Origin of the sequence: Streptomyces sp. NBC_01465, from assembly GCF_036227325.1 — a bacterium.
GTDB lineage: Bacteria > Actinomycetota > Actinomycetes > Streptomycetales > Streptomycetaceae > Streptomyces.
The window spans coordinates 4,237,545-4,252,878 of sequence record NZ_CP109467.1; the positions used below are offsets into that span (position 1 = coordinate 4,237,545).

General features: G+C 70.4%; 15 protein-coding genes. 3 read left to right on the forward strand and 12 right to left on the reverse strand.

The features are described 5' to 3' along the window. Positions 1-395 precede the first annotated feature (395 nt). From pheA to OG707_RS20000, 7 genes are all read right to left on the reverse strand, one after another. Entirely contained in the window at positions 396-1,331 is a 936-nt protein-coding gene (pheA, locus tag OG707_RS19970) for a prephenate dehydratase (RefSeq protein WP_329120170.1), read from the reverse strand. Positions 1,332-1,367: 36 nt separating this feature from the next. After that, positions 1,368-2,585 (reverse strand): iron uptake transporter deferrochelatase/peroxidase subunit, encoded by a 1,218-nt coding sequence (gene efeB, locus OG707_RS19975; RefSeq protein ID WP_329120172.1) that lies wholly within the window; start codon positions 2,583-2,585, stop codon positions 1,368-1,370. Between the two features lie 7 nt (positions 2,586-2,592). Continuing rightward, the gene (locus tag OG707_RS19980; RefSeq protein ID WP_329127883.1) at positions 2,593-4,485 is read right to left on the reverse strand and encodes a copper resistance CopC/CopD family protein; all 1,893 of its coding nucleotides are present in this window, start codon (positions 4,483-4,485) and stop codon (positions 2,593-2,595) included. A 14-nt stretch (positions 4,486-4,499) separates the two neighbouring features. Continuing rightward, positions 4,500-4,952, reverse strand: a complete 453-nt coding sequence (locus tag OG707_RS19985; RefSeq protein WP_329120175.1) for a copper chaperone PCu(A)C — start codon at positions 4,950-4,952, stop codon at positions 4,500-4,502. Beyond that, positions 4,949-5,608 carry an SCO family protein gene (locus tag OG707_RS19990; protein WP_329120177.1) on the reverse strand — a complete coding sequence of 220 codons (660 nt, stop codon included), beginning with the start codon at positions 5,606-5,608 and terminating at the stop codon, positions 4,949-4,951. The genes OG707_RS19985 and OG707_RS19990 overlap by 4 nt, the downstream gene beginning before the upstream one ends. 35 nt (positions 5,609-5,643) lie before the next feature. Next, on the reverse strand, positions 5,644-6,360 hold the full coding sequence (locus OG707_RS19995) for a YcnI family copper-binding membrane protein (protein WP_329120179.1): 717 nt from the start codon (positions 6,358-6,360) through the stop codon (positions 5,644-5,646). 102 nt (positions 6,361-6,462) lie between these two features. Beyond that, positions 6,463-7,269, reverse strand: a complete 807-nt coding sequence (locus OG707_RS20000; protein ID WP_329120181.1) for a hypothetical protein — start codon at positions 7,267-7,269, stop codon at positions 6,463-6,465. A gap of 216 nt (positions 7,270-7,485) precedes the next feature. Here OG707_RS20000 and OG707_RS20005 point away from each other — a divergent pair, with 216 nt between their 5' ends. Continuing rightward, positions 7,486-7,959, forward strand: a complete 474-nt coding sequence (locus OG707_RS20005; protein ID WP_329120183.1) for an ATP-binding protein — start codon at positions 7,486-7,488, stop codon at positions 7,957-7,959. Positions 7,960-7,994: 35 nt separating this feature from the next. Here OG707_RS20005 and OG707_RS20010 read toward each other — a convergent pair whose 3' ends face one another. Beyond that, positions 7,995-9,446: an aminopeptidase P family protein gene (locus tag OG707_RS20010; RefSeq protein ID WP_329120185.1), complete on the reverse strand. Its 1,452-nt coding sequence runs from the start codon at positions 9,444-9,446 to the stop codon at positions 7,995-7,997. 88 nt (positions 9,447-9,534) lie between these two features. Next, the gene (locus OG707_RS20015; RefSeq protein WP_329127885.1) at positions 9,535-10,998 is read right to left on the reverse strand and encodes a PP2C family protein-serine/threonine phosphatase; all 1,464 of its coding nucleotides are present in this window, start codon (positions 10,996-10,998) and stop codon (positions 9,535-9,537) included. A 375-nt stretch (positions 10,999-11,373) separates the two neighbouring features. Here OG707_RS20015 and OG707_RS20020 point away from each other — a divergent pair, with 375 nt between their 5' ends. Beyond that, positions 11,374-12,027, forward strand: coding sequence for a bifunctional DNA primase/polymerase (locus tag OG707_RS20020; protein ID WP_329120188.1), 654 nt, complete (start codon positions 11,374-11,376; stop codon positions 12,025-12,027). A 72-nt stretch (positions 12,028-12,099) separates the two neighbouring features. Further along, a complete protein-coding gene (locus OG707_RS20025; protein WP_329120190.1) occupies positions 12,100-12,630 on the forward strand; it encodes a hypothetical protein in 531 nt (176 codons plus the stop codon). A 185-nt stretch (positions 12,631-12,815) separates the two neighbouring features. On the opposite strand, the gene OG707_RS20030 is transcribed toward OG707_RS20025, so the two are convergent. The 3 genes from OG707_RS20030 to OG707_RS20040 all read right to left on the reverse strand — a co-directional run bounded on the left by OG707_RS20030 (position 12,816) and on the right by OG707_RS20040 (position 15,316). Further along, positions 12,816-13,775, reverse strand: coding sequence for a DUF5926 family protein (locus OG707_RS20030; RefSeq protein ID WP_329120192.1), 960 nt, complete (start codon positions 13,773-13,775; stop codon positions 12,816-12,818). A gap of 81 nt (positions 13,776-13,856) precedes the next feature. After that, positions 13,857-14,456 carry an ATP-binding protein gene (locus OG707_RS20035; protein WP_329120194.1) on the reverse strand — a complete coding sequence of 200 codons (600 nt, stop codon included), beginning with the start codon at positions 14,454-14,456 and terminating at the stop codon, positions 13,857-13,859. Between the two features lie 53 nt (positions 14,457-14,509). Continuing rightward, positions 14,510-15,316: a glycerophosphodiester phosphodiesterase gene (locus OG707_RS20040; protein ID WP_329120196.1), complete on the reverse strand. Its 807-nt coding sequence runs from the start codon at positions 15,314-15,316 to the stop codon at positions 14,510-14,512. Positions 15,317-15,334: the final 18 nt, after the last annotated feature.

Consider the following 15,334-nt stretch of genomic DNA (forward strand, 5'->3'; position numbering starts at 1 on the left):
TTGCCGCTGGCGGGAGTTGGGGATCGTTCATCCACAGGAATCCACAGTCGGGAAAAGTTATCCACAGGCTGTGCGGGAGTTCTGTGGATGACGGAATAGATCATTCCGAAAGCCGCATGCGGGGCAGAGGATTCCCGGTTCAAACCCTGTTCACACGCTCTTTCGAGTGGGAATTGCTCGCCCTAAAGAGTTGATCAATGGAATTGGGGTGACACGGTCCGACCCACCCCCCTGTGGACGGAAGTGTCGTCACTAGGGCGATTTGTCGACCGTCCCACCCAATCCTGTCGACTTGTCCCCAGGTCGAGACAGCGACCTGTGGATAACTTCTGTGGACAGTGCAAATCTGCAGGTAGGAAGAGCGGAAAGGCCTCCGAAGCGAGCGGAAAGGCCGCTCAGGCCCGCCCGTCCTGGCTCCGCGCCAGCCAGTCGGCGGCCGCCATGAACGCGGCGTCCGACGTCCCCGGCAGCGTCTCCCGTACGTCGCCGGGCGCGACCCCCGCCCGCGGATACGACCCCAGGAACCGCACCTCCGGGCAGATCCGCTTGAGCCCCATCAGCGCCTCACCGACCCGCCGGTCCGCGATGTGCCCCTCCGCGTCGATGGCGAAGCAGTAGTTGCCGATGCCGGCCCCGGTCGGCCGGGACTGCAGCAGCATCAGGTTGACCCCGCGGATCGCGAACTCCTGCAGCAGCTCCATCAGCCCACCGGGGTGGTCCTCGCGCTGCCACAGCACGACCGACGTCTTGTCCGCCCCGGTCGGCGAAGCGGGCCGCGCGGGCCGCCCGACCAGCACGAACCGGGTCTCGGCGTTCTCCGCGTCATGGATCTCGGTCACCAGCGGCACGAGCCCGTACGTCGCCGCCGCGAACTCCCCGGCGAAGGCGGCGTCGTACCGCCCCTCCTGCACGAGCCGCGCGCCGTCCGCGTTCGAAGCGGCCGACTCCCACAGCGCCTCGGGGAGGTTCGCCCGCAGCCAGTTGCGCACCTGCGGCTGGGCGACCGGGTGCCCGGTCACCGTCTTCACGTCGCTGAGCTTCGTCCCGGGCCGCACCAGCAGCGCGAAGGCGATCGGCAGCAGCACTTCGCGGTAGATCATCAGCGGCTCGCCGCCCGCGAGTTCGTCGAGGGTCGCGGTGACGCCGCCCTCCACGGAGTTCTCGATCGGTACGAGCGCTGCCGCGGCCTCCCCGTTCCGTACCGCGTCCAGCGCGGCCGGCACCGACACCATCGGGACGAGCTCCCGGGTGGCGGCCTCGGGGAGCGTGCGCAGTGCCGCCTCGGTGAAAGTGCCTTCAGGACCCAGATAGGTGAAGCGCGTGGCTGACATACGGTCACCCTAATAGGCCGTACGTGAGCCGCGCGGTCACCCTTCGAGAAGCCGCTGCCCCACGTACTCCCCGGCCTTCGGCCCGCCCGGTACGGCAAAAAGGCCGCTCGACTCGTGCCGTACGAAGGCCGACAGCGCATCGCCCCGGTCGAGCTTCCGCTGCACCGGCACGAAGCCCTTCAGCGGATCCGCCTGCCAGCAGACGAAGAGCAGCCCGGCGTCGGGTGTCCCGTCCGCCGAGACACCGTCGTGGTACGAGAACGGGCGGCGCAGCATCGCGGCCCCGCCGTTCTGCTCCGGCGCCGAAATCCGTGCGTGGGCGTCGGAGGGGACGAGGAGTTTCCCGTCCGTGCCCCGCTTGTCGAGGTCCATCTCGGTGGTCTCGGTACCACCCGAAAGAGGGGCGCCGTCCTTCTTCCGCCGCCCGATGACCTGCTCCTGCTGGTGCGTGGAGAGGTGCTCCCAGCTGTCGAGGAGCATCCGGATCCGGCGTACGACGGCGTACGAACCGCCCGCCATCCACGCCGGCTGCCCCGACGCGGGCACGAAGATCCGCGCCGCGAAGTCGTCGTCCGACTCCTTCGGGTTGCCCGTCCCGTCGATCTGCCCCATCAGATTCCGTGCGGTCATCGGGGACGCCGTGGCGCCCGGCGCCCGGTTGAAGCCGTTCATCTGCCAGCGGACCCGGGCCGCCGAGCCCGCGTCCTTCTGCAGTTGGCGCAGGGCGTGGAAGGCGACCAGCGCGTCGTTGGCGCCGATCTGCACCCAGAGGTCGCCGCCCGAGCGCTTCGCGTCGAGGCGGTCGCCGGAGAAGTCGGGCAGCGGGTCGAGCTGCGACGGGCGCTGCGCGGTCAGGCCCGTACGGTCGAAGAAGGAGCGGCCGAAGCCGAAGGTGACGGTCAGCGAGGACGGGCCCGCGTCCAGCGCGATGTCGGTGTCCGTGTCGCCGACCGGATCGCCCGCCATCAGTGAGCGCGCGCTCGCCGACCAGCGCCGCAGCAGTGCCGCGGCCTGCGTCCGTCCCGCGCCCGCCGCCAGGTCGAAGGCGACGAGGTGGCCGGTGGACTGCGCGGGCTCCGTGATGCCCGCCTGGTGCGCACCGCCCGTGAAGGCGACGCCCGTCGACCCCAGTGAGGTGAGTGCGGCCGGCGGGTCCGACTCGGCCGCGGCGTAGCCCGCAGCGCCGATGACCAGCCCGCCCGCGCCCACCGCGCCCGCGGTCCCGAGGAGCCGCCTCCTGGAGATGTCGCTCATGTTCTGCTCAGCCGATCTTCACGTTCTTGGACACCGTCGTCTGATCGATGTCGGAGGTCCGTACGGTCACGTCGATACGCCACTCGCCGGCCATCGGGATCTGGACGCCATCCGCGCTCCAGTGTCCGACGGCGAGGTGTTCGGGGACGACCGGCAGCGGGCCGATGGACTTGGCCTTCAGGGTGAAGGCGATCTTGATCTCGGGGATGTCGTACGGCTTGCCGTCGGTCCCGTCGACGAAGACGTGCAGCGAGTTGGAGCCGGTGCGTCCCGGGTCGAGGTCGATCCTGACCGTGCCCTTGCCCTTCGCGCCGCCGGTGTCGAACGGCAGCGAGAGGTTGGTCGGCCCCGAGGTGACGGCGGCCGAAGCGGAGGTGGCCTTCCCGGCCTCCTCCTCGGTGCGCCCCGGCTCGGTCGTCGTCAGTACGGTCGTCACCGCGAGCAGCACCACGGCGACCCCGGCCTCGGCGAGCACCGAGCGCCGCAGCCCGGTGCGCTGCGGATCGGCGTCCCGTACGCGCTTCTCCCGTACGGCCGTCCGCGCGGCCTGCTGCCGCGCCAACTGGGCGGCCCGCTTGGGGTCTTCCGGTACGGTCACCGGCTCTGGAGCGGCCGGGTCCACCACGGTGGCGGCCTTCGCGGCGGCGGTGTCGGTGAGCTGCGCGGTCCACCGCCGGGAGACAAAGGCGACCCCGACCAGTACGGCCACGAGCCCGACCTTGATCATCAGCAGCTGCCCGTACCAGGTCCCGGTCAGCGCGGACCACGAGCCGACCTGGCGCCACGACTGGTAGATCCCGGTCGCGGCCAGCGTCACGACGCTCCCGAACGCCACCCGCGAGAACCGCCGTACGGCGTCCCGCTCGATGTGCGGCGCCCGGAACAGCGAGACGAGCAGCGCGGTCAGCCCTCCCAGCCAGGTCGCCACGGCCAGCAGATGCAGCACATCCACCGGCATCGCGATGCCCGGCTGGATCCCGGTCGACGCATGCTCGGCGAACGCCCAGGTGGCGGCGATCCCGGCGGCCACGACCGCGCCGCCGATGGCCAGTCCGAAGGTGAGGTCCTTCTTCTCCTTCTCGTCTTCTCTCTTCGCGTACGTCCCGAAGAGCACGGCGACGAAGAGCGCGGACGCGCCCAGCAGCATCAGCCGCGAGACCAGCGCGGCCCCTGCCTTGGTCTCCAACACACCCTTCAGAGCGGTCAGATCGAAGAGGTCGGACAGCTTGCTCTCACCGGTGTACGAGGCCCGGAGCAGCAGCAGCGCCAGCGTCGCCCCGGTCAGCGTCAGCCAGCCGCGCACCACCAGCTTCTGCAGCGGCCGCTCGCCCGCACCCTTCGGCCAGCAGGCCAGGACGAAGGCGGCCCCGCCGACGAGCACGATGAACCCGCCGTACGCGGCATAGCGCGCGGTCCCGTAGAGGAAGCCCGCGAGCCCGCCGCCGACCGCCTGTCCGTCGACCGAGACGCTGGTCTTGGAGGGCGCCCCGATGGAGAAGGTGAAGGCGCCCGAGACGGGGTGGCTGTCGGCGGAGACGGCCTGCCAGGCGACGGTGTACGTGCCGTCCGGCAGCCCGGCGTGCAGATCGACCCCGTACGTCACCGTCGAACCGCTCGACAGATTGCGGAGCTTGGCGGTGTCGGCGCGCTTGCCCGTCGGGTCGAGGACGCGAATGGACTTGGCGTCCATCGCGACCTCCTCCGAGAAGGTGAGCGCGACGGTCTTGGGGGCGGTGGCGACCACCTCCCCGTCCTTCGGATTGGACCCCGTGAGCGCCGCGTGCGCGGACGCGGGCGCGGCCCCGGCGAAGAGCGCGCCGAGGACCGCCGCCACGACCAGCAGCAGGCGGGCGTACGGGGATCCGAGGCGAGGACGTAGGGGAGAGGTGGTCGCCGTCATCATGTGTCAGCCCCTCAGCTGTTCTTCGGGTTGTACGTGGTCTCCTTCACGGGAAGTTCGACCGTGATCGGGTCGGTCTTCTCGAAATGCAGCTCCACGGCCACCGTCTCGCCGAGCTTCGGCTGCTTCTTGAGCCCCATGAACATGAGGTGGTTCCCGCCGCGCTCCAGGTCCAGTTCGCCCTTGGCAGGGACCGGGAGCGAGGAGACCTGCTCCATCTTCTGGTCCTTGGTGACATGCATGGAGATGTCGTCCGAGAGCGTGCTGGTGACGGAGGTGAGCTTGTCGGCGCTGCCGCCGGTGTTCTTGACGATGACGTAGCCGGCCGCCATCTCGCCGTCGCCCACGGGCTGCGGCATGTACGCACCGCTGACCTTGAGCTCAGGCTTCGACGAGTCACTGGAACAGCCCGCCAGCGCAAGCCCGCAGACGGCGGCTATGGCGAAGGCGCCCGCACCGCGCCTCACGGGTTCTCCCCCTTGATGATCTTGGGGAGGTCCTTGGTGTAGTCGTCGACCGACGCGTCGTCGCCGTACAGCAGATAACCCTTGTCGGTCTTCGGCGAGAACGCGATGACCTGGGCGCCGTGCATCGAGGTGACCGTGCCGTCCTTCTCCTTCTTCGGCGGGTCGATCCCGATGCCGATCTGGCGGGCGCCCGCCTGGATGGTGGAGAAGTCACCGGTGAGCCCGACGAACGACGGGTCCATCGACTTGAGCCAGGTCCCGAGGGCGGCAGGAGTGTCGCGCTCGGGGTCGGTGGTGACGAAGACGATCTGGACCTTGTCCTGATCGGCCTTGGGCAGCGCCTTCTTGGCGACGGCCAGATTGCCCATGGTGAGGGGGCAGATGTCGGGGCAGTGGGTGTACCCGAAGTAGATCAGGACCGGCTTGCCCTTGGTCTGCTTGATCAGGTCGTACTTCTTGCCGTGCGTGTCCGTGAGGACCAGGTCCGGCTTGGTGAAAGGAGTGTCGAGTACGGTCGCGGCCTTCGTCTTCGCCTCGGCGGAGACATCGGTGACCGGCGGTCCCTCGCTGGAACCGCTGTCGGAGGAGCAGGCCGCGAGCGAGAGGGCGGCCGCCACCGCGAGGGCGGCGGCCGCGAGGGTCTTCTTCTTGCGCATGGAAAGGAACGTCCCAGTTGAGGCGGGTGTGTGGATCAGGCGTTGCTGCGGCGGCGTCCGGCGAGGACACCGAAGGCGACACCTGCGACACCGACGACGATCCCGACGATGCCGAGGACACGGGCAGTGGTGTCACTGCTGCTCTTGCTGCTCGCCGACGCGGTGTTGGTGGCGGCGGGCTTGTCGTCCGAGGCGGCCGTGGCGTGGTGGTCGTCGCCCTCGGCGGCGGTCAGCGTGAGCACGGGCGCCGGGTTCTCGGGCTCTTCCGCGCCCTTCTTCTGCTCCTCGATCCAGCGGACGACCTCCTTGTTGGAGTACGTCTGGATGGCCTTGAAGACCAGCTGGTCGGTGTCGGTCGGCAGCGCGCCGATGGAGAGCGGGAACTGCTGGAACTCGCCGGGGCCGATCTTCCCGCCGGTCCAGGTGACCTTGGAGACGGCCTCGTTGATCTGCTTGCCGTGCACGGTCAGCGGCTTGGCGAGCTTGGACTTGGTGACCGTGGCGGTCCAGCCCGGAACCGGCTGCGGCATCACGGACGCGAGCGGGTGGTCGGTGGGGAAGTTGACCTCGAGCTTGGTGGTGGAGGCGTCGTCGCGCTCGTTGGGGACCTTGAAGTTGACGGTGGCGTAGCCGCCCTTGGCGGCGGCGCCCTGCGGCTGGACGCTGACGTGCGCGAAGGCGGGGGCGGTCGCGAGCAGGACGGTGGCGGCGGCAACGGACCCGGCGACGGCGAAACGGCGTACGGAATTCATGGCAGAACACTCCACTGAGAGCAGGAAAGAGCAGGACTGAAGCAGAAGCGGGCGCCACGGCACCGCTCCCTTGCTCTGTCTTTCCGCGTGGGGGGTGCCGTGTCAGGCAGCGAGGTCGTACGAGACCGCCGGCGGCCCGCGCCGGATCACCGCGTGCTGCAGCGCCTGCCCGGCAGTGGGGAGCGGGACAGGAAGATGTACGTGTCCGCAGCGCGGCCCGGACAGGGGCGCCGCCGGGAGACCGGCCCGCAGGGCGTGCGCCAGCGCAAGCGCGGCGCGCAGGCTCCGTACGAGCGCCCCCTCTGCGACCCCCTGCACCGAAAGGCGGGCGAGCCGGAAGAGAGCGACCTCCCCGCGCCGCATCAGCCAGCCGCACGCCAGCGCGGCGAGCAGGTGACAGAGCAGCATGGGAAGGGTCGGCAGCAGCCCCATCGAGGGCTGCTGCGTCTGGGTCATGCCCGCCATCGACATGTGCGCCACCTGCGAGTGGCTGATCCCTGCCGCCTCCAGAAGGCGCTGGGCCTGCCCGTCGGTCAGCGGCCTGGTGCCCTCCCCGCAGAGGAACTTGCCCGCGAGCGAGGTCAGCGAGGTGGAGCCGTCACCCGGCATCACCATCGTCGAAGCCGACGTCATGGAGTGCTGTCCGAGCCCGAACAGCGTGTGCAGGGCCAGCTGTCCACCCGCGAGTACCGCAGCGATACCAGGCAGCGTGCGCTCACGTCCGGCGAGCAGAGCCGCCACCCCGAGCATCCCCAGGAAGCCGGCGGCCAGGGTCCACCACGGCACCGTCGCCCCGTCGGCCAGCACATGTCCGCACGCGGACAGCACGGTGCAGACCGCGGCGAACACCGCAGCCCTCAGCAGCCGGAGGCCGGTTCCGGCACGCGGGCCGGACAGGGGAGCAGACATGGCCGGGCCATCATCGCACTGCCCTTAGGGGCCCCATACGGCAGGTCCGGAAGGTCACCATCCGTCCCCTGCGGTCCCTCGCCGCACCCGCCATACCCCGGCGCACAGGGCGCGCACATCCGCCGTATGGGCGCTCTCACGTCAACTGGGCGCTTACAGAGGCCTGATAGCGGCAATAGGTAACCGTATGTCGAGCCGCAGCCAGGAGGCTGGAGCATGAGCATCTGGTGGTCACTCCACTTGCGGCGCGAAGCCGCGAGCGTTCCGCTCGCCCGTCGCCTTCTGCTCGGCACCATGGAGACCGCGGGGGTCGACCCCGACATCTCCTTCGACCTGTCGATCGCGCTCAGCGAAGCCTGTGCGAACGCGGTGGAACACGGCGGGTACGGAGAGGATGCGGGGGCTTCCTCGGCGGCGTACCGCGTGACCGCGTATCTGGACGGCGAACGGTGCCGCATCGAGGTCACGGACTCGGGGCCGGGCTTTCCCGTACGACGCAGGCGTCGTGCCGCAGCAGTCGCAACAATGGAAACAGCGAACGAGCACGAGCTCGAGAACGGCAGAGGGCTCGGCCTGATCGAGGAGCTCTGCGACCACGCGGACTTCCGCAACAGGCCGGGGCGGGGCGCGATGGTGCGCTTCTCCAAGGTCCTGAAATGGCGCGAGGACGCGCTGCTCAACGCCGCCTGAGCGGCCGCGAGAGCGCGTCCCCGACGCGGTGGTGATCAGCCCTTGAGCTGCGCCATCCACGCCTCGACCTCGTCGGAACGGCGCGGCAGCCCCGCCGACAGGTTCGTGTTGCCGTCCTCGGTGACGAGGATGTCGTCCTCGATCCGCACGCCGATGCCGCGGTACTCCGCGGGCACGGTCAGGTCGTCGGCCTGGAAGTAGAGGCCGGGCTCGACGGTGAGGCACATCCCCGGCTCGAGCGTCCCGTTGACGTACGCCTCGGTGCGCGCGGCGGCGCAGTCGTGGACGTCCAGGCCGAGCATGTGGCCGGTGCCGTGCAGGGTCCAGCGGCGCTGCAGACCGAGCTCCAGGGCGCGCTCCACGGGACCCTCCAGGAGGCCCCACTCAACGAGCTTCTCGGCGAGCACGCGCTGCGAGGCGTCGTGGAAGTCGCGGTACGCGGCACCCGGCTTGACCGCCGCGATGCCGGCTTCCTGGGCCTCGTACACGGCGTCGTAGATCTTCTTCTGCAGCTCGCTGTACGTGCCGTTGATGGGCAGCGTGCGCGTGACGTCCGCGGTGTAGAGGGTGTGGGTCTCCACGCCGGCGTCGAGCAGCAGCAGGTCGCCGGAGCGGACGTCGCCGTCGTTGCGCACCCAGTGCAGGGTCGTGGCGTGCGGGCCCGCCGCGCAGATCGAGCCGTAGCCGATGTCGTTGCCCTCGACGCGGGCGCGCAGGAAGAAGGTGCCCTCGATGTAGCGCTCGCTCGTCGCCTCGGCCTTGTCGAGGACCTTCACGACGTCCTCGAAGCCGCGGACCGTGGAGTCGACGGCCTTCTGCAGCTCGCCGATCTCGAACGCGTCCTTCACCGCACGCGCCTCGGAGAGGTAGACGCGCAGCTCCTCGTCGCGCTCGGCGGTCACCTTGTCGGTGAGCGCGGACTCGATGCCCGCGTCGTGGCCCCGTACGTTACGGACCGGACCCGTGGCCTCGGTGAGCGCGGCGGCCAGCTCGCGGACGTCCTTCGCCGGAAGGCCGAGCAGCTGCTCCGCCTCGGTGAGGGAGTTGCGGCGGCCGACCCAGAGCTCGCCCTGGCCGTCGAGCCAGAACTCGCCGTTCTCGCGGTCGGAGCGCGGCAGCCGGTAGAGCGTCGCCTCGTGGCCGTCCTTGGTGGGCTCCAGGACGAGGACGCTGTCCTCGGTCTGGTCGCCGGTCAGGTACGCGTACTCGGTCGAGGCGCGGAAGCTGTACTCGGTGTCGTTCGAGCGGGTCTTCAGGTTCCCGGCGGCGATCACCAGGCGCTCGCCCGGGAAGCGCGCGGAGAGCGCGGCGCGGCGAGCGGCGGCGTACGGGGCCTGGGCGATCGGCTCCAGGCCGTGCAGCTCGGTGTCGGCCCAGCCGGACTTCATGTTCTCGGCGAGCTCGTCGGAGACACCGCCGTAGAGGCCGTTCTTCCGCTGCTTGATCGGCTCTTCTTCGGTCTCTTCGACAATGAGCTCTTCGGACACGACAGGTTCTCCTCGATACGACACTGGACCCTCTCCATCGTACGGGCGTACGGAAGGGGGCCCAGGGCCGGAGGACCTCTTACATCGGCTACACGAACCGGGCCGCCAGAATCACCACGTCCTCGGCGCTGTCCACCGCGTCGAGCCCGTCCGGAAGCACCGTGTGCAGCACATGATCGGCGATCGCCCCGGGGTCGTCGAGCAGCCCCGGCGGCACGCTCGCGGCAGCCGCGTGCAGCCGTGCGTACGCCCGGTCCATGGGCTCCCCGGTCCGGTGCAGCAGCCCGTCGGTACAGAGCAGAACCGTCTCTCCGGGCGCCGGCGAGAACTCCACGCTCGGCGCCTCCCAGCACGCCAGCATCCCCAGCGGCGCCGACAGCGACGTCTCGATGAATTCGCACCGCCGCGCCCCGATGACCAGCGGCGGAGTGTGCCCGGCGCCGGCCAGCACGATCTTGCGCTGTCCCGGCTCGCAGTACGCGAAGAGCGCGGTGGCGGCGCGGGCGGGCTCGGTCAGCCGCAGCAGCAGCTCCAGATCGGAGAGCACGGCGACGGGATCCTCGCCCTCCATGACCGCGTACGCCCGCAGGGAAGCCCGCAGCCGGCCCATCGCGGCGAGCGCGCTGGGACCCGAACCGGTGACCGACCCGACGGCCAGACCCAGCGCGCCCTCGGGCAGCGGCAGCGCGTCGTACCAGTCGCCTCCGCCGCGCGGCCCGGTGCGGTGGCGGGCGGCGAGCTGGACGCCCGCGACCCGGGGCAGCCGGCTGGGCAGCAGTTCCTCGGCGACGGTGGCGGTCCGGATGCGGGCCCGCTCCAGTTCGAGGAGACGGGTGAGGTGCTCGCCGGCGTACCGGGCGTAGAGCCCGACGAGATGGCGCTGGCGTTCGGTGGGCTCGGCGGGCTCGTCGTACAGCCAGACGGCCGCGCCGACCCGGCCGGAACCCTCACCGGTCAGCGGCAGGGCGTAGCTGGCGGCGTACCCGAGACGCGCGGCGACCTCGCGGTGGCGCGGGTCGAGCTCCTCGTCGCCCAGCAGATCGGGCACGGCGACGGCGTCGGGCAGACCCTCCAGGATCCGGCCGTACGAGGTGGCGCTGCGCGGCACCGTCTCGATGTGGCCGAGATCCGCGTGGGCGAGCCCGAGACCGACGGTGTCGGTCGGACCGAGACCGTCGGCCGGCTCCAGTACGACCAGACCGCGACGGGCGCCGACCAGCGCGGCACCCGCCCGCAGCAGCTCCTGGAGCGCGTCCTGGAGGGTGCCGGTGCGGACGAGACGCTCGGTGAGTTCGTGCAGGGTGGTGAGATCCGAGACCCAGCCCGCGAGCCGGTCCTGGATCAGTGCGCCCGGTGCGGCTGTTGCCGCAGTGTGCGCGGGAGAAGGAATGGACGGGTCGTTTCCAGCCACTTTCGGCAGCTGCGGGGTGCTCATGCCGACCAGGTATTCGACTGGTGCGTTTTGCTCAATAGCATCGCAAACCCCCATGTCATTCTGCGCAGCTATCAATGGATCCACATGTACACGCAGAAGTGAGGGAATGTCCAGTATTGGCTTAGTGGGACTGCTGGTGTTGGCGGTACCGGGGAGTTGGCCGGAAAATATCCCCCCACCGTCCGACCGGGGGTCGACTGAGCCAGCACGCTGGGTACGTAATCGGTGATGGCCAGGGGCAGTTGGGACGACCCCGGAACCTGGCGAGAGACCCGGGCGTCTTATCTGCTGACGGCCGCGCCCCATCCCCGAGTGGCGGGGTTGTACGACGGGACAGTTACGCGCTACGCACGCGCCACCCCTCGCCATGCTTGAGTGATGGACACGCTTGAGTAATCGGTCAGCCCACGCACGCGCAGTGAAGTGATGCACACGTGGTGTCATGCGGACTCATGTGGACCCTCGGCGTTCAACGGAAAGGAACGAGCGCTCATGCGCGAGATCCTCGGAAGGCGACGCAGGCTCCGGCTTTGGCGCAATGGTCGGCCTGAGCAGCTCGGCGCGGCCCTGACCTGCGCCGTCGACTGGCAGTGGCCCGTACTCCCCGGTGTGGGATGCGCGGCCTCGGGCGACGGCGACCGCAAGGGAGCCTGCGCCTGCCCCGACCCCGAGTGCGCCGTCCCCGGCGCACATCCCTTCGACCCCGGTCTCCTCGCGGCGACCACCGACGAGCGCATGGTGCGCTGGTGGTGGACCAACAGGCCGGGCGCACCCGTGATCCTGGCCACCGGCGGCCGCGCGCCGTGCGCGGTCAGCCTTCCGGCCGAGGCCGGCGCCCGTGCGCTGGCCGCGCTCGACCTGAAGGGGATGCGGCTCGGCCCGGTCGTGGCGACCGGCGAGCGCTTCTCGCTGCTGGTCGCCCCGTACTCGCTGGAGCGCCTCGGCGAACTCCTGCACGCCAAGGACCGGGTGCCGCACTCGCTCCGCTTCCACGGCGAGGGCGGCTATCTGCTGCTGCCGCCCTCCACGACGGGTGCGGGACCCGTCCACTGGGAGCGCGCACCCCTGCCCGGTTCGTCCGCCCCCTGGCTGCCGGATGTCGAGGCGGTCGTCGACGCACTGGTCGACTCACTCGTACGGGTGTGAGCAGGCCCCAGTTGTAAGGGAAATGGGCGCGCGGCCCGCTGCGCGCCCGTTTCCGTCGATAGCGTCGCGCCAATGAACCTCCGCATGATCGGACTCGGGGCCGTGGTGGTCTTCACCGTCCTGCTGCCCCTGACCGCCACCGCAGGTCCCGAGCCCGCGGAGGGCAAGGGGGGCGACGCGGCCCCCGTACCGTCTCCGTCGCCGTCCGGACTGCTGTCCGGAATCGACGTATCTGCTGTGACTGGTGGCGCCCTGTCGCATACGTCCACTCAGTGCGGCCCCGAACTCGCCTCCCCCGAAGGGGTCGAGGCGCAGACCTGCGTGATGAGCGATGCGCGCACCACCTGGGCGCGGAGTTACTACCGCAATGCGACCGGCGGGGAGTTGGCCGCGGTACTCAGCGTGATGGGCCCCGGCGGCAGAACCGTGACGGTGAACTGTGCCGTCGAGTCCGACGATGAGCCGGAAATCTGCGAGACGCCGCACGAGCGGACGGCCGGGAAGCCGGTGGAGTACACGGCGGTGGCGGAGTTCGCGGGCCCGGGCGACGGGCCCCTGCTGCTGCGCTCGGGGAGCAACTCGGCGGCGCCGGCGGCGGGTTGATGTAAGCGGGACATAAGAAGGTCCGGCCGTTGGCGACGGGGGATGCACCAACGACCGGACTTCTAGAACGGTAACAAGAGATCTGCGGTTCGCAAATTCGATCCCGTGTATTCGGACAGCGATTTACCTGCCGATACGGGGAGTTGTGACCGGCGTCACCCGGACCCCCTGCTTGACCGTCACTCTCAGCTGAGCGTCACTTGGCGGTTGGTGAGCCCGCCGCGCGCCCGGCGCTCGTCCGCCGACAGCGGCGCGTCCGCGGCGAGTGCCTCCTTCAGCCGCTCGGCGAACTCCGCCGCCGGCTTCTCGCACTCCTCGGCGCCCATCGCGCTCGGCAGGTCCCAGACCGGAACGGTGAGCCCGTGCGCCCGGAAGGACCCGACGAGCCGGGTGCCGACACCGAGCGAGGAGGTGCCCGCGGCGTGCAGCCGGGCGAGCGCGTCCAGAAGCTGCTCCTCGGGGACGGTCATGACCCAGCGCAGGTGGTTCTTGTCCGGCGTCTCGCACCAGTACGCGGCGTCCGCGGAGGCGATCTTGACGGTCGGGATCGCGGCCTCGTTGGCGCGCTCCAGCGACGCGGCGACCTCGGGGGTCGCGTTCTCGGCGTCCGGCACCCAGAACTCGAACCCGGTGTGCACGGCGGGCTCGAAGGCCCCGGCCGGGTCAAGCAGGTCCTGCAGCCGCGGCCCGTCGGCCGACGCCTTCTGCGCGGTGACGGGCGAACCGGGCGTGGCGGTCAGCGCGCGCTGCAGGGTGTCGGCGAGGTCGCGGCTGAGGTCGCCGGACGGGGTGTCGTTCTGCAGCCCGAGCAGTACGGAACCGTCCTCGCGGCGCAGCGCGGGCCACGCCATCGGCAGTACGGTCGCGAGCGTGACGGAGGGGACGCCCTCGGGCAGCCCGTCCTTGAGCGTCAGCTCCACGGTCGCGGCGGGGACCAGCTCGCGCAGCGCGACCCAGTCGCCCTCGCCGGGCAGCCCCTCGAAGGGGCGCTGGACCAGCTCGGTCACGGCGTGCGCTGCGGCCCGCCCGTGGCAGGCCTTGTACCGGCGGCCCGAGTTGCAGGGGCAGGGCTCCCTGGCTCCGACGACGGGGATCTCTCCCGTGGTCTTCTGCGGGGCCTTCGCCTGCGGACGCTTCTTGGCCATGGTGCGGCTCTCTCCCGACTGCGTACTGCTCTTGAAGATGTCGGCGCGAGCCTAGCCGCTGATGCCCACGGGGCCGCTTCGTCAGTCCAGTTCGTCGAAGGCGTCCGCGAACTCCGTGCCCGGGCCCGCGACGCGCGTAGCGAAGTCCTCGCGTCGGTGGCCTCCGGTCACGATCACCCAGACCGTCACCTCGCCAGCCGCCGTGTCCCGTACTCCCCAGTCCTGTGCCAGCGCGCTGATGATGTTCAGCCCGCGGCCGCCCCGCGCCGTCACGGAAGGTGTGGCCGGAACCGGCCGGGTCGGGCCGCCGCCGTCCGTCACTTCCACGGTCAGGCTGCCTGCCTTGTCCACCCGCCATGCTGCCCGTACGTCACCGTCGCCGATCTCCGCCTCGCCCAGCGGCCTGCCGTGCCGGCAGGCGTTGCTGAGGAGTTCGGAAAGGATCAGAACGGCATCGTCGACGACCGAGTCGGACACCCCGCTGCTGCGCAACTGATCACGCATCCGGTGTCGTGCTTCCCCCACGCCCGCAGGGCCATGGGGTACGGCCATGCTCGACGACGTGGGCACTTGCTGTGCCACCACCAACGCCACCCCCGAGACCTCCTTTGCCCCACGCCATCGAGTGGATGCCCCAATGGACTGGACCGGAAACCGGCCAAAGGGGCCCTGGTGACGCATTCGTAACGATCGAACACGGTCCGAACGCGCCGGGGCACACCCAGTAACCGACCCTAGAGGCGGCCGAGTTGACCGAGGACCTGTTTGGGGCGATTCGTAATGATTGCTTCCACGCCGAGCCGCGCACAGAGCTCCACATCCTCCGGCTCGTTCACCGTCCAGACGTGCACCCGGTGCCCCGCCCGGTGCAACCGTGCGATGTAGCCGGGGTGGTTGCGCACGATCCGCATCCCGGGGCCGGCGATGCGCGCACCGGCCGGCAGCCGTCCGTCGCGCAGGCGCGGGGTCACGAACTGCATCAGATAGACGGTGGGGATGCCCGGTGCGGCGGCCGCGATCCGGTGCAGCGAGCGCGCCGAGAAGCTCATGATCCGTACCTGCGACGGTTCGCCCGGCGGCGGTGCGTCGAGCCCGAACCGGCCCAGCGTCTCCAGGAGCTTGGCCTCGACCTGGCCGGCCCAGCGGGTCGGGTGCTTGGTCTCGATGGCCAGTTCCACCCGGCGCCCCGCGTCGGAGACGAGCTGGAGCAGGCGCTCCAGGGTGAGTACGGAGGTCGATTCGCGGTCCCAGTCGGGCGCCTCGTTGTCGTCGGGGTGTCCTTTCCACGAACCGAAGTCGAGGGCGGCCAGATCCGAGAGCTCCAGCGCCGAGACCGCGCCGCGGCCGTCGGACGTGCGGTTGACGCGGCGGTCGTGGACGCAGACGAGATGCCCGTCGGCCGTGAGCCGTACATCGCATTCGAGGGCGTCGGCGCCGTCCTCGATCGCCTTCTGGTACGCGGCGAGAGTGTGCTCGGGGGCGTCCTCGGAGGCCCCGCGGTGGGCGACTACCTGGATGTTGTGCTGCCGTGCGTGAGTCACCGCGACATCGTGCCCCAA